The 22,642-nt window shown below is 67.2% G+C and carries 19 protein-coding genes; 9 read left to right on the top strand and 10 right to left on the bottom strand.

Annotated elements, in window-relative coordinates:
• The first annotated feature begins 75 nt into the window (after window positions 1–75).
• From hpnR to dld, 3 genes are all read left to right on the top strand, one after another.
• Window positions 76–1,620 (top strand): hopanoid C-3 methylase HpnR, encoded by a 1,545-nt coding sequence (gene hpnR / locus AB4Y40_RS06770; RefSeq protein ID WP_368686978.1) that lies wholly within the window; start codon window positions 76–78, stop codon window positions 1,618–1,620.
• Between the two features lie 116 nt (window positions 1,621–1,736).
• Window positions 1,737–2,636, top strand: a complete 900-nt coding sequence (locus tag AB4Y40_RS06765; RefSeq protein ID WP_368686977.1) for a LysR substrate-binding domain-containing protein — start codon at window positions 1,737–1,739, stop codon at window positions 2,634–2,636.
• Between the two features lie 124 nt (window positions 2,637–2,760).
• Complete coding sequence (gene dld, locus AB4Y40_RS06760) at window positions 2,761–4,503, top strand: D-lactate dehydrogenase (RefSeq protein WP_368686976.1); 1,743 nt, start codon at window positions 2,761–2,763, stop codon at window positions 4,501–4,503.
• A gap of 77 nt (window positions 4,504–4,580) precedes the next feature.
• On the opposite strand, the gene AB4Y40_RS06755 is transcribed toward dld, so the two are convergent.
• The 5 genes from AB4Y40_RS06755 to AB4Y40_RS06735 form a co-directional block, all read right to left on the bottom strand.
• Complete coding sequence (locus tag AB4Y40_RS06755) at window positions 4,581–5,348, bottom strand: DUF4410 domain-containing protein (protein ID WP_368686975.1); 768 nt, start codon at window positions 5,346–5,348, stop codon at window positions 4,581–4,583.
• 185 nt (window positions 5,349–5,533) lie between these two features.
• Window positions 5,534–6,931: an ATP-binding protein gene (locus tag AB4Y40_RS06750; RefSeq protein WP_368686974.1), complete on the bottom strand. Its 1,398-nt coding sequence runs from the start codon at window positions 6,929–6,931 to the stop codon at window positions 5,534–5,536.
• Window positions 6,931–7,644 carry a response regulator gene (locus tag AB4Y40_RS06745; RefSeq protein WP_342920852.1) on the bottom strand — a complete coding sequence of 238 codons (714 nt, stop codon included), beginning with the start codon at window positions 7,642–7,644 and terminating at the stop codon, window positions 6,931–6,933. Before AB4Y40_RS06745 ends, AB4Y40_RS06750 begins: the two co-directional genes overlap by 1 nt.
• A 16-nt stretch (window positions 7,645–7,660) precedes the next feature.
• Window positions 7,661–7,966 (bottom strand): hypothetical protein, encoded by a 306-nt coding sequence (locus tag AB4Y40_RS06740; protein WP_028203600.1) that lies wholly within the window; start codon window positions 7,964–7,966, stop codon window positions 7,661–7,663.
• 101 nt (window positions 7,967–8,067) lie between these two features.
• On the bottom strand, window positions 8,068–9,048 hold the full coding sequence (locus AB4Y40_RS06735) for a hypothetical protein (protein WP_368686973.1): 981 nt from the start codon (window positions 9,046–9,048) through the stop codon (window positions 8,068–8,070).
• 332 nt (window positions 9,049–9,380) lie between these two features.
• Between AB4Y40_RS06735 and AB4Y40_RS06730 the strand changes: the two genes are divergently transcribed.
• Together AB4Y40_RS06730 and AB4Y40_RS06725 are read left to right on the top strand one after the other, a co-directional pair.
• Window positions 9,381–10,322 carry a sterol desaturase family protein gene (locus AB4Y40_RS06730; RefSeq protein WP_368686972.1) on the top strand — a complete coding sequence of 314 codons (942 nt, stop codon included), beginning with the start codon at window positions 9,381–9,383 and terminating at the stop codon, window positions 10,320–10,322.
• 101 nt (window positions 10,323–10,423) lie between these two features.
• On the top strand, window positions 10,424–11,134 hold the full coding sequence (locus AB4Y40_RS06725; protein WP_368686971.1) for an SDR family NAD(P)-dependent oxidoreductase: 711 nt from the start codon (window positions 10,424–10,426) through the stop codon (window positions 11,132–11,134).
• Window positions 11,135–11,233: 99 nt separating this feature from the next.
• On the opposite strand, the gene AB4Y40_RS06720 is transcribed toward AB4Y40_RS06725, so the two are convergent.
• The 4 genes from AB4Y40_RS06720 to AB4Y40_RS06705 all read right to left on the bottom strand — a co-directional run bounded on the left by AB4Y40_RS06720 (window position 11,234) and on the right by AB4Y40_RS06705 (window position 16,210).
• Entirely contained in the window at window positions 11,234–11,605 is a 372-nt protein-coding gene (locus AB4Y40_RS06720) for a lipoprotein (protein ID WP_368686970.1), read from the bottom strand.
• Between the two features lie 116 nt (window positions 11,606–11,721).
• Window positions 11,722–13,239, bottom strand: coding sequence for a PepSY-associated TM helix domain-containing protein (locus AB4Y40_RS06715; RefSeq protein WP_368686969.1), 1,518 nt, complete (start codon window positions 13,237–13,239; stop codon window positions 11,722–11,724).
• Window positions 13,240–13,340: 101 nt separating this feature from the next.
• Window positions 13,341–15,737 (bottom strand): TonB-dependent receptor, encoded by a 2,397-nt coding sequence (locus AB4Y40_RS06710; protein ID WP_368686968.1) that lies wholly within the window; start codon window positions 15,735–15,737, stop codon window positions 13,341–13,343.
• A gap of 101 nt (window positions 15,738–15,838) precedes the next feature.
• Window positions 15,839–16,210, bottom strand: a complete 372-nt coding sequence (locus AB4Y40_RS06705) for a DUF2946 domain-containing protein (protein WP_368686967.1) — start codon at window positions 16,208–16,210, stop codon at window positions 15,839–15,841.
• A gap of 374 nt (window positions 16,211–16,584) precedes the next feature.
• On the opposite strand from AB4Y40_RS06705, the gene AB4Y40_RS06700 reads away from it, so the two are divergent.
• Together AB4Y40_RS06700 and AB4Y40_RS06695 are read left to right on the top strand one after the other, a co-directional pair.
• Entirely contained in the window at window positions 16,585–17,175 is a 591-nt protein-coding gene (locus AB4Y40_RS06700) for a YSC84-related protein (RefSeq protein ID WP_368686966.1), read from the top strand.
• Window positions 17,176–17,223: 48 nt separating this feature from the next.
• On the top strand, window positions 17,224–17,661 hold the full coding sequence (locus tag AB4Y40_RS06695) for an acyl-CoA thioesterase (RefSeq protein WP_368686965.1): 438 nt from the start codon (window positions 17,224–17,226) through the stop codon (window positions 17,659–17,661).
• A 24-nt stretch (window positions 17,662–17,685) separates the two neighbouring features.
• Here the strand turns inward: AB4Y40_RS06695 and surE are convergent, their stop codons facing one another.
• On the bottom strand, window positions 17,686–18,474 hold the full coding sequence (surE, locus tag AB4Y40_RS06690) for a 5'/3'-nucleotidase SurE (RefSeq protein ID WP_368686964.1): 789 nt from the start codon (window positions 18,472–18,474) through the stop codon (window positions 17,686–17,688).
• 174 nt (window positions 18,475–18,648) lie between these two features.
• Between surE and ydiK the strand changes: the two genes are divergently transcribed.
• Both ydiK and AB4Y40_RS06680 read left to right on the top strand, forming a co-directional pair.
• Window positions 18,649–19,731 (top strand): AI-2E family transporter YdiK, encoded by a 1,083-nt coding sequence (ydiK, locus tag AB4Y40_RS06685; RefSeq protein ID WP_342920906.1) that lies wholly within the window; start codon window positions 18,649–18,651, stop codon window positions 19,729–19,731.
• A gap of 200 nt (window positions 19,732–19,931) precedes the next feature.
• Window positions 19,932–22,622, top strand: a complete 2,691-nt coding sequence (locus tag AB4Y40_RS06680) for an ATP-dependent Clp protease ATP-binding subunit (protein WP_368686963.1) — start codon at window positions 19,932–19,934, stop codon at window positions 22,620–22,622.
• The last annotated feature ends 20 nt before the right edge of the window (window positions 22,623–22,642 follow it).

Raw genomic sequence — 22,642 nt, 5'->3', positions numbered from 1 at the left:
AGACACGCCGCGGCGCAGCGATCCGCCAACGCGCGTAGACTCTCGCGAAGCGGCGGCCCTTCGCAAGGAGGCTTCATGAAATTGCTTGCTGTCCACCCGAGCGGACTGATGTACACGCGCGTGTTCCTGCGGCTCGAGCCGCTGGGTCTCGAATCCGTGGCCGGCACGGCGCGCGATGCGGGTCATGACGTGCGCCTGCTCGATCTGCAGGTCGAGACACACCGCGACCTCATGCGCATGGTGCGTGACTGGCAGCCCGAGGCGCTCTGCTTCTCGGGCAACTATCTGGCCAACATTCCCGAGATCATCGACCTGTCGAAGGCCGTGAAGGCCGCGCTGCCCTCGTGTTTCGTCTTCGTCGGGGGCCACAGCGTGTCGTTCACCGCGCACGATCTGCTGCGCCATGCCGAAGGCGCGATCGATTGCGTGCTGCGCGGCGAGGGCGAAGCTTCGGTCAACGAACTGCTCGAAGCGGTGTCGCGCGGCACCGACCTGCTCGCGGTGCCCGGCGTCCTCACGAGCCACGGATCGGGGCCGCCGCCGGGCTTCGTCGAGAATCTCGATCCGGTGCGGCCCGCGCGCGACCTGCTGCGCCATCGCCGCAAGTATTTCATCGGCACGCTCGATCCTTGCGCCTCCATCGAGTTCGCGCGTGGCTGCCCGTGGGACTGCACGTTCTGCAGCGCATGGACGTTCTACGGACGCAGCTACCGCACGCGCAGCCCCGAAGTCGTCGTGGACGAACTGGCGTCGCTGCGCGAGCCGGGCGTGTTCATCGTCGACGATGTGGCGTTCGTGCACGCCGAACACGGCATGGCGATCGGCGAGGCGATCAAGCGGCGTGGCATCGACAAGCGCTACTACCTGGAAACGCGTGGCGACGTGCTTCTGCGCAACAAGGACGTGTTCCGCCTGTGGCAGTCCATTGGCCTGAAGTACATGTTCCTCGGTCTGGAGGCGATCGACGAGGAGGGACTCAAGGCGTTTCGCAAACGGATCAGCCTCGACCGGAATTTCGAGGCGCTCGAGTTTGCGCGTTCGTTGGGGATTACCGTCGCGATCAATCTGATCGCCGATCCGGACTGGGACCGCGAACGCTTCGAGACGATCCGCCAGTGGTGCCTGGAGATTCCCGAGATCGTCAATATCAGCGTGAATACGCCGTATCCGGGCACGGAGAACTGGCAGCGCGAGGCGCGGCGCCTCACGAGCCTCGACTATCGTCTTTATGACATCCAGCACGCCGTCGTGCCGACGAAGCTTCCGCTGCCCGAGTTCTACGCGGAACTCGTGCGCACGCAGCAGGTGCTCAATCGCAAGCACATGGGCTGGACCGCGCTGCGCGGCGCGGCGGGGCAGGCCACGCATCTGCTGTTGCATGGCCAGACCAATTTCGTGCGCATGCTGTGGCGCTTCAACTCGGTGTTCAATCCGCGCCTGCAGATGGCCGACCACGCGCGCGAGGTCCACTACGAGATGACGCCGCCTCCCGGCATGAGCGGGGCGACGCAGGTCGATATGAAGACCGTCTACATCCATGGTCCCTCCGGCCGCAAGGGCCGCAAGATCGACGACGCCACAGAGAAGTTCGTCGACGAGACGCGCATGGGTCTCGGCTGATTTTTAGGCCGGCGCCGTCTTGACGCATACCGGTTGCGCACGCGTCCTGCTGTCGGGATTGGACGCGCGCGCGTAGCGGGTTCACAATCCACCGGTTGCATCAAGACGAAAACGATATGGAATTCCGGCAACTACGCTACTTTCTCGCCGTCGCGGAGTATCTGCATTTCAGCGAGGCGGCAGCCTTTCTCGGCATGGCGCAGCCGCCGCTCAGCCAGCAGATCCTCAAGCTCGAAAAGGAAATCGGCACGCGGCTCTTCATTCGCCACTCGCGGCGCGTGGAGTTGACCGCGGCCGGGCGGCTCTTTCGCGAGCGCGCGCAACGCCTCATCGACGACGCGGATCTGGCGCTCGCCGAGGCGCAAAACGCGGGGCGTGGCGAGACCGGCAGGCTCGTGCTCGGCTTCGCGGGATCCACGGTGTTTCATCCGCTCGTTGCGACCGTGCTGCAGCGCTTTCGCAGCGCGTATCCCGGTGTCGTGATCGGGTGCGAGGAGAGCAACAGTTCGGTGCTGCTGGAACGCGTGAGCGAAGCGAAGGTGGATGCCGCCTTCGTGCGCCTGCCGCTCGATTGCCGCGGCCTCGCCACGCAGGCGCTCGTGGAAGAGGACGTCCTCGCCGTGCTGCCGCCGCGCCATCGCCTCGCGCGCCGCCGCCGCCTCGATCTCGGCGATCTCGCGGGCGACCCGCTGATCCTCTTCCCACGCCCGATCGGCCCCGATCTCTACGACTCGATCATCAGCGCGTGTCACGCGGCGGGCCTCAATCCCGTGATCAGCATGGAATCGCCGCAGATTTCCTCGACCGTCAACATGGCGGCGGCGGGATTCGGCGTCACGCTCATTCCTTCTTCGATGCGCCAGATCCAGGCCAAGGGCGTGACCTACCACGACCTCAAGGGCGGTACGCTGCACACGACCATCGCGCTCGTGCACCGTCCGCGCGAAAAGGCGCCCACGGTGCAGAACTTCGTGCGCGTCGTGCGCGATGCGGCGCGGCATGCGCCGCAGGGCTGATTCGGCGGGTTCAAGGGTCGATCCATATCTTTTTCGTCTTGATCGTGCGTGGTCGCGATATTGGACGTAATGGATCGCGGGTTCTATCCTTCCGCGATCATCGTTTTCCGCAGGAGCCGTTCGCATGTCCATCACGCACCCAAGCGCCGCTCGCGAGCCGCTTGTCGCGTCGTTGCGCGCCGTCGTCGGCCGCCAGCACGTGCTGACCGGCGCCGAAGCCACGCGGCGCTACCGCAAGGGTTTTCGCTTTGGCGATGGGAAGGTGGCGGCGGTCGTGCGGCCAGGCACGCTCGTCGAGCAGTGGCGGGTGCTGCAGGCTTGCGTCGCCGCGAACGCGATCGTCATCTCGCAGGCTTCGAACACGGGCCTCACGGGCGGCTCCACGCCCGACGGCAACGACTACGACCGCGAGGTCGTGATCGTGAGCATGACGCGCATGCGCAAGGTCTACGTGATCGACGGCGGCAAGCAGGTGGTCTGCCTGCCGGGCTCGACGCTCGACCAGCTGGAGCAGACGCTCAAGCCGCTCGGGCGCGAACCGCATTCGGTCATTGGCTCCTCATGTCTCGGTGCATCGGTCGTGGGCGGCGTGTGCAACAACTCGGGCGGCTCGCTCGTGCGGCGCGGCCCGGCCTATACGGAAATGTCCGCGTTTGCACAGGTCGATGCAGAGGGGCGTCTTACGCTCGTGAATCATCTCGGCATCCGGCTTGGCGAGACGCCGGAAGCGGTGCTCGGCCGCCTCGATCGCGGCGAGCTGCCCGAAGCCGATATCCTCCACGACGCGGGCGCGGCTTCCGACCACCGTTACGCGGATCACGTGCGCGACATCGAAGCGGACACGCCTGCGCGCTACAACGCCGACCCGCTTCGTCTGCACGAAGCGGCGGGCTCGGCGGGCAAGGTCATGGTGTTCGCGGTGCGGCTCGACACGTTTCCCATCGAGCGCGGTGCGAAGGTGTTCTACATCGGCACGAACGAAACAGCTGAGCTGACCGACCTGCGCCGCGACATGCTCGGCAAGTTCTCGAAGCTGCCGATCGCGGGCGAATACATCCATCGGGACGCCTTCGATATCGCCGAGCGCTACGGCAAGGACATGTTCCTCCTGATCCAGCATCTCGGTACGCGGCGCCTGCCCGCGCTGTTCGCCTTCAAGAGCCGCTGCGACGCGTTGTTCGAGCGGCTGCCGTTCTTTCCCGCGCATTTCACCGACCGCGTGGCGCAGGCCGTGAGCCAGTGGTTTCCGGGCCATCTGCCCGCGCGGCTCAAGGACTACCGGCAGCGCTACGAACATCATTTGATGCTCAAGGTATCGGCCGATATGGTGGACGAAACGCGTGCTTACCTGAACACGTTTTTCGGCGTGGCGAGCGGCGACTTTTTCGAATGTACCGACGAGGAGGGCAGCAAGGCGTTTCTCCATCGTTTCGCGGCGGCGGGCGCGGCGGTGCGCTATCGCGCGGTGCATGGCGACGAAGTGGAGGATATCGTCGCGCTCGATATTGCGCTGCGCCGCAACGATCGCGACTGGTTCGAGCGACTGCCCGAGGCCGTGGAAAAGCCCATCGCGATCAAGCTCTATTACGGGCATTTCTTTTGCCATGTGTTTCATCAGGACTACATCGTGCGCAAGGGCAATGACTGCCTCGCACTGGAACACGAGATGTGGAAGCTGCTCGACGCGCGCGGCGCCGAATATCCCGCTGAGCACAATGTCGGCCATCTCTACGATGCGAAGCCCGCGCTGAAGTCGTTCTACGAAACGCTCGATCCGTGCAACTGCTTCAATCCGGGGATCGGCCATACGTCGAAGTTCGCGCGCTATCGTGAGCCTCAGGCGCAGCGCGAGCCGCTGGCCCAGTAAACAAAAAGACGGCGGCGGTATCGAACCGTCGCCGTAAAGGGCACGTACCCTCGCGCAGCGCTGCGCGCTTCCCCCTGTTAGCTCTTCGTCGTCGTTGCCATCCAGCCGTTCTGCGTGCTGATCTGCGTGATTTCCTTCGCGATCGAGCGGGCCAGCTTGCGGGCATCCGACGAGAGCGTGTCGCGCTTCGCCTCCGAGGCGCCGTGCAGACCGCCGCCCACCACCGCCGCCGTCGCCACATGGCCGGCCGCCGCGCCCACGCCCGCCGTCTCCGCCATGCCAGGCATATGGCCGCTATCGGCCTTCGTCTGGAAGCTCAGGAGCGGTTGCGGTTCGCCGCCGTTAGCGGGCTGGAACAGCACCGCGATCGTCGCGCCCACTTCGCTCTTGCCCGCGCCCAGACCGATCAGCATGCGGCGGCGGCTGCTGCCCGCGTCCATCGTGTCGATGCGGCCTTCCACGATCAGCGCGTTGCGGCCGGCGGGCGCGGGACCGTCCATGCGCACGGCGGGCAGGCCCATCTTCTGAAGTTCGCTCACGAGTTGATCGGCGAGATGCTCGCGCGTTTGCAGCGCGGCCTGCTGTTGCTGCTGCGCCGACGACTCGCCGCTCGTCATCGTCTTGAGCTTGTGCAGCATGCCGGTGCTGTCGAGCTTCACCTGGTCGGCGGCGGCGTCGAACGTGTAGACGTAGACGACGTCGGCGTGCAGTTGCGGCAGCGGTCCGTTCGTCTGCACGACCGGCGCAGCCGATGCGCAGCCGCTCGCAAACAGCGCGCCGGCGAGGAAGGTGGCGCCCGTGATGCGCTTGGCCTTGTTGACGAGGAAGTTGATGATCGTTTGCATGTCGATGTCCTTTTGCCTGAAAGAGTGTCTCGTGCCGATACTCGCAAATCATTCAGGATGGCGAACTATCGACTATGGTGCTTCGGCGTCTGGGCTTCGGTTTGTTCTGCTCCGTTGCTCAGGCTCAGGCGCAAGTATGGGGGGAAGGGCGCGCGAAATCCACGCGCAAATTATGTCGAGTCATGTCATGCGTGCGCGGCCGGCGGCGCGCCGTTCTGGCTCGATGGGGGACGGTTCAGCGGCAGGCGTACGACGGCTTCGAGGCCGCCGCCTTCGCGGTCGCGGAACGTGAGCGAGCCGCCGTGCAGCCGCGCGATCCGCTCGACGATGGCAAGCCCGAGGCCCGAGCCGCCCGAATGCGTACGGGCGTTCGCGCCGCGGCTGAAGGGCAATTTGAGGCGCTCCAGTTCCTCGGCGCGGATGCCGTTGCCGCGGTCGGCAACGATCACGCAGGCGGCGTCGCCGTCGCGCCACGTGCGAATCGTCAGACCTGTGCGTCCGTAGTTCACGGCGTTCTGCATGAGATTCATCAGCAGACGCATAACGGCGATCGGCCGGAACGCGAATACGGGCAACTCGCCCTCGTCGAAATCGAATTCATGGCCGAGCCCTGCGAAGTCGGCGACGAGCTGGCCCGCGAGCGCGTTGAGGTCGCCCGCTTGCGGCGCTTCGCGCTCGCCGCTGCCGGCGTAGTCCATGAACTGCTGGAGGATCGTGTCGATCTGGTCCAGATAGCTCTCGGACGAGGCCACGAGCGCGTCGTTGCTGCCGCGCGGCAGCGCCATCGCAATCGCGAGGCGCAGTTTCGTGAGCGGCGTGCGGATGTCATGCGAGACGCCGGCCAGCATCAGCGCGCGCGTGGCCTCGGCCTGCTTCAGCGCTTCGGTCATCTGGTTGAAGGCGCGGCTCACCTGGGCGATTTCGGTCGGGCCGTCGGTCGGCAGCGGCGGCGGCGTTTCGCCGGCACTCACGCGCCGTGCCGCGCGCGCGAGCTTGCGCAGCGGCCGGTTGATGTGGCGCTGCAACAGGTAGCCGGTGAGCGCGGCGAGCAGCGCGAGGGCGGCGGAGAGGATCAACGCCGTGGTGATGCCGCTCGCGCGCGCGTCGGCGGTGACCGGCAGGGCGATCCAGACCGGTTCGCCTGCTGCGTGAAGGCGGATCCACAGGCGCTCCTGCGCGCCTTCGCCATCCGCTGCGGGTTCGGTCTCGTCGTGGCGCGCGTCCCAGCGCACCAGCAGCTCGGGCGGCAGATGGCTTTGCAGCGCTTCGACGAACACGTCGCGCTGCCAGGTGCGGAAAAAGTCGACGAGGCTCGGATGGGTTTCGGCGGGCGCTTGCGGCGGCGCCGCACGGCGCGCATCGAACCGCGCGGCCGCCGCGCGCCCTGCGTCGGGCGGCATGGAAGCGAGCGTGGTATCGAGCAGCTTGACGTAGTCGGCGAAGATGATCGAGGCGCGCTCGATGCGCGGGCGCTGCACGTAGTGCAGCAGCACAATGAGCGAGCAGATCTGCGAGAGCGCGACGAGCGCCACCAGCAGCGCGATGTTGCGCGAGAGCAGCGAGCGCGGCAGGCGCAAGCGCATTACGCTTCGACGCCGGCCACCAGCATGTAGCCGATGCCCCAGACGGTCTTGATGAAGCGCGGCTTGGCGGGATCGTCCTCGACGATCTGGCGCAGGCGCAGGATCTGCACGTCCACGCTGCGGTCGAGCGCGCTGTGGTCGCGCCCGCGCGCGCGGGCGAGCAGATTCTCGCGGCTCACGGCGCGGTTCGGCGAGGAGCCGAGCGCGTGCAGCAGCAGCATCTGCGCCGAGTGGACCTCGATGGGCGCGCCGTCGCGGTAGAGCGTTTGTTTGCCAACGTCGAACTGAAAGTCGCCGAAGCGCAGCATTTGCGAGGTGACCGTGGGTTCGCCCGAGGCCATCTTCTGGCGGCGCAGCAGCGCGCGAATGCGCGCGACCAGCTCGTCGGGAAGAAACGGCTTGGCGAGGTAGTCGTCGGCGCCGGTTTCGAGGCCGATCACCTTGTCGGCGGCATCGCCCTTCGCGGTGAGCATGAGGATCGGCAGCGTCTGGCCTTCGGCGCGCAGGCGGCGGCACACCGTGAGGCCGTCTTCGGGTTCCATCATCAGATCGAGCACGAGGAGGTCGTAGGGCTCGCGCTGGAGCAGGCGGTCGAGGCGCTTGCCGTCGGCGACGGCGCGCACCTCGAAACCCTGGCTCGTGAGAAAGCGCTGCAGCATGTTGCGCAGTTCGGCTTCGTCGTCGAGCACGATGATCCTGTTTGCCTGCTCCATGTGAGGCCTCCGGCGTTCATCGGGCTGCTGCGCGCGCTCGCATGAAGTCCTCGATCTGCGCGAGGGTGACGAAGCCGGCCTTTTGCGTGTCGATTTCGTCGAAGTGCTGCGCGACCTTCGGCATGCCCGCCTGCGCCTGTTCGCGCGTGAGCTTGCCGTCGTGCGTCGTGTTCGCGGCGGCGAAGCGCCCTTGCAGCTGCGCCATCATGCGTTCGACGCGGGCGCTGTCGCCTGAGCCGCCCGGCAAGGCCTGAGCCGATGCCGGCACGCAAACCGCTGCTGAAACGATACACAAAACGAGGGCAGCAATCATCTTCTTCATGGTGTTCTCCGTGAGGTGGCCGACGTAGCGGCCGGCCGGTTGATCAAGCGAAAGAGGCGGGCGGCTGCGGGTCATGCGAATGCGCAGCCGCCGGTGATGGTTCAGGCCCAGTGGGCGGGGACCCACACGCGGCCGACCCAGTGGCCGGGAACCCACACGGCGGGGCGCGGGGCGATGTACACGGCGCGCGGCAGCGGCTGGCCCACGTAGACGACCTTGGGTGCCGGCGGCGCCACGTAGACGACCTTGGGTGCAGCCGGCGCGACGTAGACGGTCTTCGGTGCGGGAGGCGCGACATAAACCGTCTGCGGTGCAGGTGCGGGCGCGACGACCACCGTCTTTGGGGCGGGCGGCGGCGGGGCGACATACACCGTGGTGCTGGGCGGCGGCGGCGTGACGACGACCGGCGCGGGCACAGAAGCCGGGGCGCCCACGACGGCGACCGTCGTCGTGCCCGTGGTCGTGACCGTGCCGGTGGTCACCGTGCCCCCGTGGACGACGGTCGTGCCGCTGCCCGTGGTCACCACGCCGGTGCCGACGCCGGTGGCGCTGCCCGAGTGGTAGACGCTGCCGCCCTGCGAGCCGGTGACGGTGCCCGAGCGATTGCACGTGTTGCCCGCGCAGTTCGTGGACGCCGAGTGCCCGTAGGTGTTGCCGTTGCCCGTCGTGACCGTGCCCGTCGACGAGTACTGGCCCGGCGCTGTGCGCGTCACGCTGCCCGAGGTGCTCGCGCTGCGGCCATCCGAGCCGTTGAGCGAGCCGGTGTGCGAGCAGGTGCCGCCCGCGCAGCTCGTATCGCCCGAATGCTGGACCGAGCGGCCGTTCGGGCCGTAGGCCGTGCCGCTGTTGCTGAACTGGCCCGGTGCGGTGCGCGTGACGGAGCCGCTGTTGGTGGCGACGCCGCCCCAGGGACCGGCTACGCCGCCCGCATGCGAGCAGGTGCCGCCGCTGCAGGAACCGTAGTGCGCGCCGTTGTACGTGCCGTGCGGCGTGTACGCCGTACCGTGGCCGGACCAGCCGGCGAAGGCGGGGGCGCTGGCGAAGCCGATGAGCGCGGCGACGACGAGGGGGAGCGTTTTCATCAGAGGTCCTTGCGGTTCGTTTCGGGGGGCACGCTGCGGCGTGTCAGCGGAACGAACTATAGGGCTGGGCCCGGCGCAAGTCGCGTCATAAACCATGTCACGGTGTTACACGTCGCGCGGCCTCTGGCGCGACCGCCCCGCGCGTGCGGCGCGGCAGGCGTATTGGCGTGTTTCGCGCACCGCGCGCGTGACATACCCCGACATACTTTGCGCGTGGCTTTTCCCGCTGCGCGCCACTACAGTGCCCTTCATCCGACGCGCCGCCGCGACTCCTGCGTGCCACACGCGTCTTTCTTCACCGCGCAAGACGCGCCTATTGCACACGATCCATCATGCTCACCACAGGAAAACTCGCGTTTTATGTCACGCTGTTCGTCGTTGCCGTCTCGCTGATCGAGGCATGCGTGCTCACCTTCAGGAAACGCCGCGAAGCAGCGGGCGATGCCGCGTTCGATTGGTCTGAAGTTTGGCTCTCGCTCGCCGACCTCGCGGGCCGCAAGCTTCTCGCGTTCCTGCCGCTTTCGCTCGCCGCGCCGATCCTGGATTTCGCGTGGGAGCATCGCCTCTTCACGCTGAATATCGACACGGTTGCGCTCGTGCTGCTGGTCTTCATCGGCCAGGAGTTCTGCTATTACTGGTATCACCGCGCGTCGCACCGCATCCGCTTTTTCTGGGCCACGCATGCCGTGCACCATTCGCCGAACCAGTTGACGCTTTCGTCTGCGTACCGGCTAGGGTGGACCGGCAAACTCACCGGCCCGGCCATGTTCTTCGCGCCGCTCGTGTGGCTCGGCGTGCGGCCCGAAGTCGTGCTCGCCATCCTCTCGCTCAACCTGCTCTACCAGTTCTGGCTGCACAACACGTGGATCCCGAAGCTCGGCTGGCTCGAGTACGTGTTCAACACGCCGTCCAACCACCGCGTGCACCATGCCTCGAACGTCGACTATCTCGATGCGAACTATGGCGGAGTCCTGATCATTTTCGACCGCCTGTTCGGCACCTATGTGCCGGAGCGCGCCGAAGAGCCTTGCCGCTACGGGCTCGTGACGCCCGTGCGCTCGCGCAATCCGTTCGTCGTCGAACTGGAACACTGGGCGACGCTCGCACGCGACGTCGTGATGGCAAAGGACATCTGGACCGCCGTGCGCTATGTTTTCCTGCCGCCGGGCTGGCGCGCAGACGGCGGCGGTGACACCACGGAGAACCTGCGCAAGCAGCACGCGCTAGCCACGGTACGCACGGATGCCCGGCGCGGACGCCCGAGCGCGGGTTGATGGAAGGCCGCGCCTCGCGTAACGTGACGCCAGCGGCGCCCGGACCGATCGCGCGGGCCGCATCGAATTCAGGTTAGTGAAGCAACGAGAGGAACAAGCGCATGGAAAACGGATTGAACGGCAAGGTCGTCGCAGTGACGGGTGGCTTCGGCAGCCTGGGTTTGGCGACGGCGCAATTGCTGGCCGAGCGCGGCGCCCGCGTGGCGCTGATCGGCCGCGGCGCGGCCCCCGATGCGGCGGCGCTGCCCGCCGCGCTCGCGGGCGCGCTGTGCATGGGCGGCGTCGATCTCGTCGACGCGAACGCGGCCCAGACCGCGTTCGGCACGTTGCACGGGAAGCTGGGCGGGCTCGACGCGCTCGTCAATGTGGCGGGCGCGTTCCGGTGGGAGACCATCGGCGACGGCGACGCGCGCACGTGGGACCTGATGTTCGATCTGAACGTGAAGACGGCGCTCAACGCCTCGAAGGCCGCGCTGCCTCAGCTCGTACAGAGCGGCACGGGGCGTGTGGTCAACATCGGCGCGGGCGCGGGAGCCAAGGCGGGGCTCGGCATGGGCGCGTATTCGGCGTCGAAGGCGGGCGTGGCACGCTTGACGGAAGCGCTTGCGGAAGAACTGAAGGACAAGGGTGTGACGGTGAACGCGATTTTGCCGAGCATCATCGACACGCCGCCAAACCGTGCCGACATGCCGGACGCCGATTTCACGCGCTGGGTGCAGCCGCGCGAGATCGCGACGGTCATTGCGTTTTTGCTGGGTGCGGACGCGCAGGCCATTACGGGGGCGCTGATTCCCGTGAACGGGCGCGTGTAAGCGGGGCGCTGCGCTTGCGCGCACGGCGCGGGGGCCGCTTCAACAGAGCGGTCCCACCGTGATCGCGCGGTGGGACCGCGGTGGGACCGCGGTGGTCCGTCAATGGCCGTGGCCGCCGCCGGCTCCCATGCCACCGCCGCCGCCTTGCCACGTGCCGCCACCGCCTCCATGCCAGCCGCCACCGCCGTGCCCACCGCCTCCGTGCCAGCCGCCACCGTGCCAGCCGCCGCCATGGCCGCCGTGCCAGCCATGGTGATAGCAGCATCCGCCGCCACCGCCCCAGATGGCGACGCCGCCATAGCCGCCGCCGAAATAGCCGGGGTAGTAGTCGTAACCGTAGGCGTACGGATAGCCTGAGTAGTAGGGGTAGCCGTAGTCATAGCCGTCGTACCCGGGGTAGCCGGGATAGGGCGCGACCGCGCAGCCCGCGAGCACCGCGGCCGCGCCCAGCGCCGAAATTAGCCGCCTCACGATAATCTCCGCATATATACGTTTGAAACCGTTTGGCGCAGCCAGGTTCAGACGCAATTGTGTCCGCAGATTACCGCAGGGCCGCCGCGGCCGCTGATGCCGCAAGACGGCAGCTTCTAGGCGCGCCGGAAGGCTGTGCGGTCGAACAGCCAGACCGCCACGAGCGTCGCGCCCATCAGCGGAAACACGATGCCGAGCAGCACGAGAGCGGTCTTCCAGGCGCGCAGCGGCGGCGCGGCGCGCTCGCGTGGCGGCGCGGTCAGCGTCGATGCGCCCTTTGCGCGCGCGGGACGGCGCATCCACCACATCACGAAGCCGGTCACTGCGAGCGCGCCGAGGCCCAGCGAGATCGCCGCGCAGATCAGCTGGTTCGCGAGGCCGAAGTAGCGGCCCATGTGCAGCGACGTGCCATAGGAAATGGCCTGCGAGACTGCGCCGTAATCGTCATAGCGAATGTCGCGGAGCACGGCGCCGCTGTACTGGTCGATATACACCGTGCGCTCCGCTTTCGGATCGGGCGGAAAGTACGAGACCGTGTAGACGCCATCGGGCGTGGCGGGCAGCACGATGTCGTAGCCGTCGCGCACGCCGAGATCGCGCATCTGGGCGACGACCTGAGCGAGCGTCCAGTGTTGCGGTGCTCCGGACGCGTCGGGCGAGTGCGGCACCGGAACCGCACCGACGGCCCAGGGCACGAGCGGCAGCGGCATGTCGTCCATCACCATGCCCGGCATCGACGCCATGTCGTGGCCCGCGTGCTCTCCGCCGTGTTCCTGTCCGCCGGCGTGGCTTGCGGGCGGATTCGCCGCTGCGCCGCTAGCTGCTGCGGTCGCGGCAGCTAGCGGCGCACCCGGCAAGGCCGACTTCACCCCGAGGCCGCCGCCCCACGCGCCGCGCGGCGCGCCGAGGCTCGCGCGGGTGGCGAGCGCCTTGAACTGCTTGCCCCACGAGCCCGTCCACGGCAGGCCGCTCAGCACGAACGCGAGCGCGCCCACGGCGAGCCAGATGCCGACGCTCGCGTGCACGCTCTTCCAGAACGGTCGTCCGCGCGCTCCGCAGCGAGGCAGCAGCGCGGCGCGCCACGACGCGCCCGCGCCCGGCCACCAGAGCGCGATGCCCGTGGCGATCATGACGAGCGTCCAGCAGGCGGCCAGCTCCATGAGCAGTTCGCCGGGCTTGCCGAGCAGGAGCTTGCGATGCAGCATGCGATCGACCTGCATGAAGCGGCGATCGACGTCGAGCGTGCCGAGCACCGCACCATCGTAAGGATTCACGTAGACGCTCTCTTTGGTCCCGCCGGGCAGCGCGAACACGAATTCGGCGCTGCGCGCGGGATTCGACTCGACGTGCGCGCGCAGCGCCCGCGCCTCTGGCGGCAGCGCGGCGCGTGCGCGGGCCAGCAGGGCATCCACGGGCAGGCGCGGTGTCGCCGCCGGCGCGACCACTAGCCGATGCGGGTAAAGCAGCGGTTCGATCTGCGGCTGGAAGCAGTAGATCGTGCCCGTAATGGCGAGCACGAGCAGCAAGGGCATGACGAAGAGGCCAGCGTAAAAATGCCAGCGCCACAGCGTGCGGTAGCCGGGCTGCACCGCGCGGGCAGGCGGTGCGCTGACCGGGGCGGATATCGTGGACATCGGGGACTCCTTGTCGAGCCGGCACGGCTCGAGTACATGGATGATTCAGACGAAAACGCGGACGGAAATGCGAACGGAAGCGAAGGCCGCGAGCGAGCCGCTCAAATGCCGAGCTTCGCTTCGACGTAGTACGTGCGGCCGGGATACGGGTGATAGACGAAGTAGCGCGCGTCGAACAGGTTGTCGATGCCCACGCCGATCTCGCTCTTCTTCGTCGGCCGGAAGGTGTACTTCACGTCGGCGACCGTGTAGGTGCTCGTGCCGCCGAATACGTTCGGGTTCGTGTCGGTGTTCGTGAGCGTGTTGTACTGGCGCCCCGAGTAGCGCGCGGCGAGCGTGAGCGCGGAGCGCGCGTCGAACCGGTAGGTCGCGACGAGATTCGCGCGCCACAGCGGAATGCGGTAGAAGTACTTGCCGACGCTCGCCGGATTCTGCGCGTTCTCCAGAATCTTCGACTGCGTATACGCCACGCTCGCCGCGAGATCGAGCCCGCGCACGATGACGTCTTCTCCCTGATAGCTCGTTTCCACGCCGCGCGAGCGCACCCGGCCGATGTTCTGGAAGTTCGTGACGTTCGGAATGACCGTCGTATCGGTCTGGCTGAAGATCGTGTTTTTTACGTCGTCCTGAAAGAGCGTCAGGCGGAACAGGCCGTTCCAGTGCGCCCATTCGGCGCTCACTTCCTTCGAGAGATCGTCCTCGGGGCGCAGGTTCGGATTGTTGTTGACGATGGACGAGCCGTTCACCTGCCCCTGGAACAACTCGCTCACGGTCGGGAAGCGGTAGGCGCGCGCAATCGATGCGCGCAGCGTGAGGTCGTCGGTCACATCGAACGAGAGCGAAGCCTTCGGCGAGAAGTGATGGTCGCCCACGTTCGCATACGGCACGTTCACGCCGCCGAGCGCCTGATAGCCGTCGAAGGCGCGCCAGTTTTCGTAGCGCACGCCGTACACGAGCTTCCAGCGCGGCAGGAAGCGCCAGGCGTCCTGTGCGTAGAGCGCCTGGGTTTCGGTCTTGCCGGCGAAGGCGTTGGCGAAACTGTTCGCGCCGCCGTCGCGCCACGCGAGCGTGTTGTACGTGCGGTTGTCGATAGCGTAGTCGTCGTAGTGATAGCCGAAGGTGAGCCAGTGGGCGGCGAGCCCGGCGTCGGGCGTGGCGGGTGTCCACGTCGCCTTGAGGTCGAGCGTCTTCCAGCCGGTGCCGTCGCCGAGCGTCATGACGCCGGGGCCGTTGCCGGGTCCGCCCGCATTCGCCGTGCGTGCCACGCTGTTGCTTACGTCGTAGTACGAGGCAATGGCCTCCGCGTTCCAGCCGGTGGCCTGATGCGTGCGCAGTGTCGCGCCATACAGCCAGTTTTCGCTCCAGCCGCGGCTCGGTGCGAACGCGGCCGCGGGAATGGTGTACTCGTAGCCATTGATCGACACCTTGCCGCTGTACACGGGGTTGCCGTTCGCGTCGTACAGGAAGGTCGAGGTGGCGTTGTTGTAGGTCTGGTGCCAGTAGCCGAGCGTCACGCCGCCTTGCACGGTGGGCGTGAAGTCGTACTGCATGCGCAGCTTGAACTGGTCCTGCACCGTGTGCTGCATGCCTTCGCCGTTCACGCCGAGCACGACCGTGGGCGTGTTGGTCTGATTGTTGTAGAAGTACGCGCCACGCACGGGCACGTCGCCCGGTTGCGCTGGCTTCGTCGACTGCGCAAGCGTGGCGAACTGCAGCGGCTGGCTCGTGTTCTCCAGGTGGTTCACGCCAAGCAGATACGAGAACTTGCCGATGCGGTCGCCGATCGAAGCGCTCATCTCGCTGCCGTTGAAGTTCTGGTTTACGCCGAAGAGGCTGAAATGCTGGGTGAACGCCTTCACGTCCGCGTTCGCTTCGAACGCCTTCGGCATGCGCGTGGTGATGAGCACGGTGGCGCCGAGCGAGTTGCCGGGATAGAGCGCGGAATACGGCCCATAGATCACATCCACCTGCTGGATCTGGTCGGGGAACACCATCGACCAGCGCGGCGGAAAACTGTAGCTGTTGCCGAGCAGGTTCGAGAGCAGCAGGCCGTCTGCGTAGACGAGGCCGCGCGCGCTTTGCGTATTGCTCGTGCCGCGCACGGCGATGATCGAGTTCAGATCGCCCACGTAGCGCTTGCGTACGGCGAGATTGGGCAGGTACTTGAGCACGTCCTCGGTGTTGACGACGTTCCAGTTCGAGAACTGCGCGGGCGTGACGGTTTCCACCGTCGCCGGCAGGTTGGGGTCGACGGCGGGCGCCACGGCGCTGGCAGAGGTGGCGCTGACCTTGACGGTGGGCAGCGTCGCGGACGAGGCGGCATCGGCGGGTTGTGCCTCGGCAGTCTGGGCCGCATGAACGGCGATGGGAGCAACGAGAGGCAGCGGCAAGACGCGCGGCAGCATGGCGAGCGCGAGGCGCCCGGCGTGCCGCAGCGCGCGCGGCGTTGCACGTCCGCGCGAGCGAACGCCAGCGCCACGCGTGGTGAGCGTGGACATTAGGTGCTTTCCTGAAAACGGGAATCGAGCAGCCGCGCGCGGCGTGCGTGCTCGTTGCGCACGCAATCAGATTGCGATCGGCCGGCCGGTGAAGGCGTAACTCAGGAAAGGACGGGTGGGGCGCGCGGCCTGCCCGAAGGGTAGGCGCCTAAGGGGAGGTCGTGGGTGACGGGCGGCGCGATCGTCTCGCGCGCGAGCACGAGGGCGGCAAGCGGTGTGGGCGCGGCGACCGAAGCCATCGCCACATGATGCTCGAGCAGATGGCAGTACCCGCAGGCGCCGAATGCATCGTCGTGCGAAAGATGCGGCGCGCTACCGGCCTGCGCCGGCTGCATGGCCGAGCAGAGCGTGGCGTCCGGCTCGTGCGCATGCTGCGCGGCGACGAGCTGGCTCACGAGCGGCGCAAGCACGATGAGCCACATGGCGACGAGGCCAAGCCATGCGGTCAGCAGTGAATGCTTGCGAGAATTCATGAGAATGAGAATGATTGCGCGGCGGAGTCTAACACGGCCTTTCGCGTTTGCCCACGCGGGGCCGTAGCCCTGATAGCGGCAATCAGCGCGGTGCGATGTCGCGGCCGCGGCCGCTGTTGCGTTGCATCGAAACGCCCGCGGCTGGGGATTTCCTTACATCTTCGCGCGAACTCGATGCCCGCTGCATGGTCCTATACCCCCAAGGATGAGCGGTCATGGCCGCCGCAGGCGGCCGGGTGCCCACGCGCCGGATTGCGGGTTTGCCCCGGCGACGGCCATGCGCGCTATCCTGTAGCGCTTTGCGCGCGGCCCGGACGTCCACGATCGGGCCGGCGCGGGCACCCGAAGCCCCATTTGCACAGGAAAACCACGCAATGCGCCGACGTCAATTTCTTCTCAGCTCCAGTGCCGCTCTCGCCGCCAGCGGCCTCGCGCTTGCCGGCTGCACGACCACGCCGCTCGGCACGCAGAACAACGCTTCGCAAAACACGGCGAAGCGCAATTCGATCGACGCGGGCGTCGACGCCACGCTCTCGCGCCTCTTCAGCACGGTGAGCGGCTCGCAGGAGCTGGTCTCGAAGGCGAGCGGCGTGCTCGTTTTTCCGCAGGTGCTTTCGGCAGGCTTCTGGATCGGCGGTCAGTACGGCACCGGCGCGCTGCGCGTGGATGGCCGCACGACGGGCTACTACAGCACCATTGCGGGCTCGTTCGGCCTGCAGATCGGCGCGCAGTCCAAGGCCATCATCTTCGCGTTCATGAACCCGGTCGCGCTCAACGATTTCACGAGCAGCCAGGGCTGGTCGGCAGGCGCGGACGCCACGGTTGCGCTCGTTACGGTGGGCGCGAACGGCAACGTCGATACCTCGACCGCGACGAGCCCCGTGGAAGCGTTCGTGCTGACCAACGCGGGCCTCATGGCCGGGGTGTCGCTGGAAGGCGTGAAGGTGTCGCGGCTCGTCATTTGACGGTGCCGCGCGCAGTTACGAGTTGGCATGGAAGGAGACACACGCATAATGGCGACGCCCACCTACCGCCGCAAACACAAGATTCACTTCTCGGAGTGCGATCCCGCCGGGATCGTGTTCTATCCGCAGTATTTCGTCCTCTTCAACGATCTCGTCGAGTCGTGGATCGACGAGTTGTTGCCGCAGGAGGGCTATCACGGCGTGATAGGCGCTCGCCGCGTGGGCATGCCGACCGTGCGGCTCGAAGTGGATTTCAAGGCGGTCAGCAAGATGGGCGACGAGGTCTGGCTCTCGCTCGACGTCGAGCGCCTGGGCGGGGCGTCGCTCACGCTCGCGTGGGCCTGCACGGGCGTGGACGGCGTGCTGCGGATGGCGGCACGCCAGACCATCGTGACCACCTCGCTCGACACCCACAAGTCGATTGGGATTCCTGATGACATCCGCGACGCGATCGCGCGGGCGATGACGGCCGCCGCGCGCGACTGATCGCGACGGGTCATCGAGCCATGGTCAGGCGGCCGCGCCCAGCGCCGCCTGCAACGTGACGAACGTCTTTTCGTCGGTGCGCTCGAAATGCAGCGGCGTGACCGAAACGCGGCCGGAGTTCACCACGGCCGTTTCGCTGTCGGGCCCGTTTTCGCGCGGGCCGCGGTTGAAGCGCAGCCAGTGGTAGTCCATGCCGCGCGGGTCGATCTGCGGCACGACGTCGATGCCCTGCACGAGCCCGACGCCCTGGCGCGTGACCGTGAGCGGGCCCGCGGCGCTCGCATCGATATCGGGGAAATTCACGTTCAGGCAGACCGGTGCGTCATGCGCCACGGCGGCGAGGCGGCGAATCACGTCCGGCGCGAGCGCGCGGGCGGTGTCCCAGCGCACTTGCTCGCGGTCGCGGAAGGTCTGGCTCAAGGCGATGGACGGCAGGCCGAGCAACAGGCCCGTCATGGCTGCGCCCACCGTGCCCGAGAACATCGTCTCCACGCCGAGGTTGCCGCCGCGGTTGATGCCCGAGAGCACGAGCGAAGGGCGCACGTCGCCCATGAACTGGCGCACCGCCATCACCACGCAGTCGCCCGGCGTGCCGAGCACGCCGAAGCGCCGCGCGCCGCGCCGGCTCACGCGCAGCGGCGTATGCAGGCTGATCGAGTGCGAGGTCCCGCTCTGGTCGTGTTCGGGCGCGACGACCCAGACTTCGTGCGCGAGTTCGGCGGCCACGGCTTCGAGCACGGCGAGGCCGGGCGCGTCGATGCCGTCGTCGTTGGTGAGGAGCACGCAGGGCAGTTTCGTATCGGTTGCGGTCATGGCTGGCTCTTCTTCGTTGCAGGTCGGGGAAAGGGCCATTATTCCAGAGTGCGTTGCGGGCGGCAGGCGTGCGGAACCTTTTTAAACGGATTCGTAGCCTATCCGATATAGACTAGCGCGTCGGCGCCGTGAGGCGCGCCCTGCCGTGAGGAGAAGTACGTGAAGCCGCAAGCCATGCCGGACCTTGCCCGCATCCTGTTCGTTGTTGCCATACTCTGCGCGCTGACGATCGGCAGCCTCTACGTCATGCGCCCGTTCCTGCCGGGGCTGATCTGGGCCACGACCATCGTCGTCGCGACCTGGCCCGCCATGAAAGCCATCGAGCGGCGCTGCGGCAACCGCCGCTGGCTCGCCACGCTCATCATGCTGCTGATCCTCCTGGTCGTGATCGTGCTGCCGCTCTATGAAGCCATCTCGACGCTCGCGGTCCACGGCGGCGAGATCATGGAGCTGATCCGCAAGCTGCCCGACTATGCGTTGACCGCGCCGCCTCAGTGGGTCAGCGACATTCCCGTGGTTGGCTCGCGCATTGCCGCCAAGTGGCAGGAGTTTTCGGACGCCGGCCCAGGCGGCCTGCTCGCGCAGCTCGAACCGTATGTTTCGATCGCGGCGCACTGGCTGATCGGCCACGCCGCTTCGGTGGGCGTGTTCGTCATGCACATGTTCATCACCGTCATCATCACGGGCATTCTGTACAGCAACGGCGAGCAGGCCGCCGACTACGTCACGCGCTTCGCCATGCGCGTGGCGCCCGCTTACGGCGAGCAGGCCGTCAAGCTCGCGGGCGCTTCGGTGCGCGCAGTGGCGCTCGGCATCGTCGTGACGGCGGTCCTGCAGTCGGCGCTCGGCGGCATCGGCCTGTGGGTGGCCGGTGTGCCGGGCGCGGGCGTGCTCACGGCCGTGATGCTGATGCTGTGTCTCGCGCAGATCGGCCCGACGCTGCCGCTGCTCGGCGGCGTGATCTGGCTGTTCGTGCACGACGCGCACATTGCGGGCAGCCTGCTCGCGGTGTGGTCGGTGATGGTGGCCATGCTCGACAACCTCGTGCGGCCGGTGCTGATCCGGCGCGGCGTCAATCTGCCGATGCTGCTGATTCTCTCCGGCGTGCTCGGCGGCCTGTTCGCCTTCGGCATCGTCGGGCTCTTCATCGGGCCGGTGATCCTCGCCGTTTCGTCCACCTTGCTGAGCGCCTGGATACGCGACCCGGCGGCGCAGGTCCGCGGGGCGTCCAGTTCGGCTGCCCAGCAGGACGTTTGACGCCGCGCACGTAACGCCATCGATTAGCAAACGTCTCCTCTTGCCGACGCGCAGTTCGATTCGACGTTACGATGACGTCTGAACTTCGCTTCGGCATTCGTTAGAGCATTCATGCGGCACTCGCGTGGGCATGCCTCGTGCCATTCCTGGTCGCGGGCAGCGCAGCCGCGCGCGCCGCGCATCGCTTCCAAGGAGACGAAATGGCTCAGTTCAACTGCGATATCTGCGGCGTGCGCCCCGCTACGGTGCGGGTCGCCGTGTTGCAGGACGGCAGGCGGCGTTTTCTCGATGTCTGCGACTATCACTACGCGCAACTCACGCGACATCAACGCACCTTGAGCCCGCTGGAGGCGCTGTTTCGTGCCTCGCAACAGGCGGACGGCGCTGACGACGCCGGCGGCCCGGCGGCCGAACCCGCGCCACAGGCCATGGAAGCGGGCGACGGCGCCATCGTCGAGCGCTATTTCAGCGACGTGGCGCGTGAATTGCTCCAGCGCGCGGCGGAGCGGGCGGTGCAGTTCGGGCGGCGCGAGGTCGACACCGAGCATCTGCTTTACGAACTCGCGGGCAATGATGCGGGCGCGGCGATCCTCAAGCGTCTCGGCATTCAGCCCGACGATGTGCGCGCGTTCATCGACGCCAACGCGCAGAAGCGCGAAGGCGCGCCCGCGCCCGAGGACGGCCGCATCGGCGTCTCGCCGCGCCTGAAGGGCGCGCTCGACCGCGCCTTTCTCGTCTCGCGCGAACTGGGTCACAGCTACGTCGCGCCCGAGCATCTGCTCTTCGGGCTCACGCAGGTGCCGGAAAGTTTTGCGGGCCATCTGCTGGGCCGCTACGGCGTGACGCCCCAGAAGGTGCTGCAGCGGCTCGTGGAGGCCCAGGGCGACAAACGCGAGCGTCCTGCCGCGAAGGGGCCGAGCGCGACGCCGCAACTCGACCAGTACAGCCGCGATCTCACCTCGCTCGCGAGCGAGGGCAAGCTCGACCCCGTGATCGGCCGCTCGAGCGAGATCGAGACCGTGGTGGAAGTGCTGGCGCGCCGGCGCAAGAACAATCCGGTGCTGATCGGCGAACCGGGGGTGGGCAAGACCGCGATCGCCGAAGGCCTCGCGCAACGCATGCTCAACGGCGACGTGCCCGAATCGCTGCGCGGGCGGCGGCTCGTCGAGCTGAACGTCAACGGGCTGATCGCGGGCGCGAAGTATCGCGGCGAATTCGAAGAGCGCGTGAAGGGCGTGATGGAGGAAATCTCGGCGCAGCGCGAAAGCCTCGTGCTGTTCATCGACGAAGTGCACATGATCGTCGGCGCGGGCCAGGGCGGCGGCGAGGGCGGGCTCGACATCGCCAATGTTTTCAAGCCCGCGATGGCGCGCGGCGAGCTGAACCTGATCGGCGCCACGACGCTCTCCGAGTACCAGAAGTACATCGAGAAAGACGCGGCGCTCGAGCGGCGCTTTCAGCCCGTGTTCGTCTCCGAACCGAGCGTCGATCAGACGATCAACATCCTGCGCGGCTTGCGCGACAAGCTCGAAGTGCATCACCACGTGACCATTCGCGACGACGCGCTCGTGTCGGCGGCCGAGCTGTCGGACCGCTACGTGATGGGGCGCTTCCTGCCCGACAAGGCCATCGACCTGGTCGACCAGGCGGCGGCGCGCGTGCATCTTTCGGCCACCTCGCGGCCAGCGGCAATCCTCGAACTCGAAGCGGAGCTGGCGCAGCTGCGTCGCGAGCAGGACTACGCGGCGACGCGCAAGAACTTCGAGCGCGCCCATACGCTGGACGAGCCGATCGCCGACAAGGAAAAGGCACTCGCGCAGGCCACCAACGATTGGAAAGGGCAGCTCGGCACCGTGACCTCCGACGTGACGAGCGAAGACGTCGCGGAGATCGTCTCGAAGCTCACGGGCGTGCCGGTCACGCAACTGACCGCCGAGGAGCGCACGCGGCTGCTCGAAATGGAACAGCGGCTGCATGAGCGCGTGATCGGCCAGGAGCAGGCCATCGTCGCGGTCAGCGACGCGGTGCGCCGTTCGCGCGCCGGGCTGCGGCGCGGCCGGCGGCCCACGGCGGTCTTCCTGTTCCTCGGACCGACCGGCGTCGGCAAGACGGAGCTTGCGAAGGCACTGGCCGAAGTGGTGTTCGGCGACGAAGACGCCATCGTGCGCATCGACATGAGCGAGTACATGGAGCGCCACGCCGTGTCGCGGCTGATCGGCTCGCCGCCGGGTTACGTCGGCTATGACGAAGGCGGCCAGTTGACCGAGAAAGTGCGCCGTCGCCCCTATTGCGTGATCCTGCTCGACGAAATCGAGAAAGCGCACGCCGACGTCTACAACGTGCTGCTGCAGGTGTTCGACGACGGCCGGCTCACCGACGGTAAGGGGCGCGTGGTCGACTTCAGCAATACGGTCGTGATCGCGACGAGCAATCTCGGCTCCGACGTGGTCTCGGGGCAAAAGCGCTCGGGGCCGGGTTTCCTCTCGAGCGCCGAAGGGTCGATGCAGGGCGCCGTGATGGGCGAGCTGCGGCAGCATTTCCGGCCCGAGTTCCTGAATCGCATCGACGAGATCATCATGTTCCAGCCGCTCACCAGCGACGAGCTGCGCGCGATCGTGCGGCTGCAGCTCGAACAGGTCCGGCGCATGGCGCGCAGCCAGGACATCGAGCTGACGTTCGACGACAGCGTGATCGATTACCTCGCGGCGGAGGGGTATCGGCCGGAATTCGGCGCGCGCGAGTTGAAGCGCAAGATGCAGCAGGCGGTGGAGAACGAACTCGCGAAGGAAATGCTCAAGGGCGGCGTGAAAGAGGGCGCCAAAGTCGTATGCCGTTACGACGCGGCGGGCAAACGCATGGCGTTCGCGTTGCAGGGGGCGGCCGAAAGCTGACGCGGGCGGCCGGGCGTGGT

The organism is Paraburkholderia sp. EG287B (assembly GCF_040965595.1).
In the GTDB taxonomy this organism is placed as follows: domain Bacteria; phylum Pseudomonadota; class Gammaproteobacteria; order Burkholderiales; family Burkholderiaceae; genus Paraburkholderia.
This window is presented reverse-complemented; position numbering and strand designations above follow the sequence as displayed.

What these genes read in the sequence shown, in the direction of transcription:
- AB4Y40_RS06725 (WP_368686971.1), top strand. Translation starts at nt 10,424, where the DNA reads ATGGAAAACGGATTGAACGGCAAGGTCGTCGCAGTGACGGGTGGCTTC.
- AB4Y40_RS06745 (WP_342920852.1), bottom strand. Translation starts at nt 7,644, where the DNA reads ATGGAGCAGGCAAACAGGATCATCGTGCTCGACGACGAAGCCGAACTG.
- AB4Y40_RS06700 (WP_368686966.1), top strand. Translation starts at nt 16,585, where the DNA reads ATGCGCCGACGTCAATTTCTTCTCAGCTCCAGTGCCGCTCTCGCCGCC.
- AB4Y40_RS06750 (WP_368686974.1), bottom strand. Translation starts at nt 6,931, where the DNA reads ATGCGCTTGCGCCTGCCGCGCTCGCTGCTCTCGCGCAACATCGCGCTG.
- AB4Y40_RS06730 (WP_368686972.1), top strand. Translation starts at nt 9,381, where the DNA reads ATGCTCACCACAGGAAAACTCGCGTTTTATGTCACGCTGTTCGTCGTT.
- AB4Y40_RS06740 (WP_028203600.1), bottom strand. Translation starts at nt 7,966, where the DNA reads ATGAAGAAGATGATTGCTGCCCTCGTTTTGTGTATCGTTTCAGCAGCG.
- AB4Y40_RS06755 (WP_368686975.1), bottom strand. Translation starts at nt 5,348, where the DNA reads ATGCAAACGATCATCAACTTCCTCGTCAACAAGGCCAAGCGCATCACG.
- dld (WP_368686976.1), top strand. Translation starts at nt 2,761, where the DNA reads ATGTCCATCACGCACCCAAGCGCCGCTCGCGAGCCGCTTGTCGCGTCG.
- AB4Y40_RS06680 (WP_368686963.1), top strand. Translation starts at nt 19,932, where the DNA reads ATGGCTCAGTTCAACTGCGATATCTGCGGCGTGCGCCCCGCTACGGTG.
- surE (WP_368686964.1), bottom strand. Translation starts at nt 18,474, where the DNA reads ATGACCGCAACCGATACGAAACTGCCCTGCGTGCTCCTCACCAACGAC.
- AB4Y40_RS06765 (WP_368686977.1), top strand. Translation starts at nt 1,737, where the DNA reads ATGGAATTCCGGCAACTACGCTACTTTCTCGCCGTCGCGGAGTATCTG.
- AB4Y40_RS06735 (WP_368686973.1), bottom strand. Translation starts at nt 9,048, where the DNA reads ATGAAAACGCTCCCCCTCGTCGTCGCCGCGCTCATCGGCTTCGCCAGC.
- AB4Y40_RS06715 (WP_368686969.1), bottom strand. Translation starts at nt 13,239, where the DNA reads ATGTCCACGATATCCGCCCCGGTCAGCGCACCGCCTGCCCGCGCGGTG.
- AB4Y40_RS06695 (WP_368686965.1), top strand. Translation starts at nt 17,224, where the DNA reads ATGGCGACGCCCACCTACCGCCGCAAACACAAGATTCACTTCTCGGAG.
- hpnR (WP_368686978.1), top strand. Translation starts at nt 76, where the DNA reads ATGAAATTGCTTGCTGTCCACCCGAGCGGACTGATGTACACGCGCGTG.
- ydiK (WP_342920906.1), top strand. Translation starts at nt 18,649, where the DNA reads ATGCCGGACCTTGCCCGCATCCTGTTCGTTGTTGCCATACTCTGCGCG.
- AB4Y40_RS06705 (WP_368686967.1), bottom strand. Translation starts at nt 16,210, where the DNA reads ATGAATTCTCGCAAGCATTCACTGCTGACCGCATGGCTTGGCCTCGTC.
- AB4Y40_RS06710 (WP_368686968.1), bottom strand. Translation starts at nt 15,737, where the DNA reads ATGTCCACGCTCACCACGCGTGGCGCTGGCGTTCGCTCGCGCGGACGT.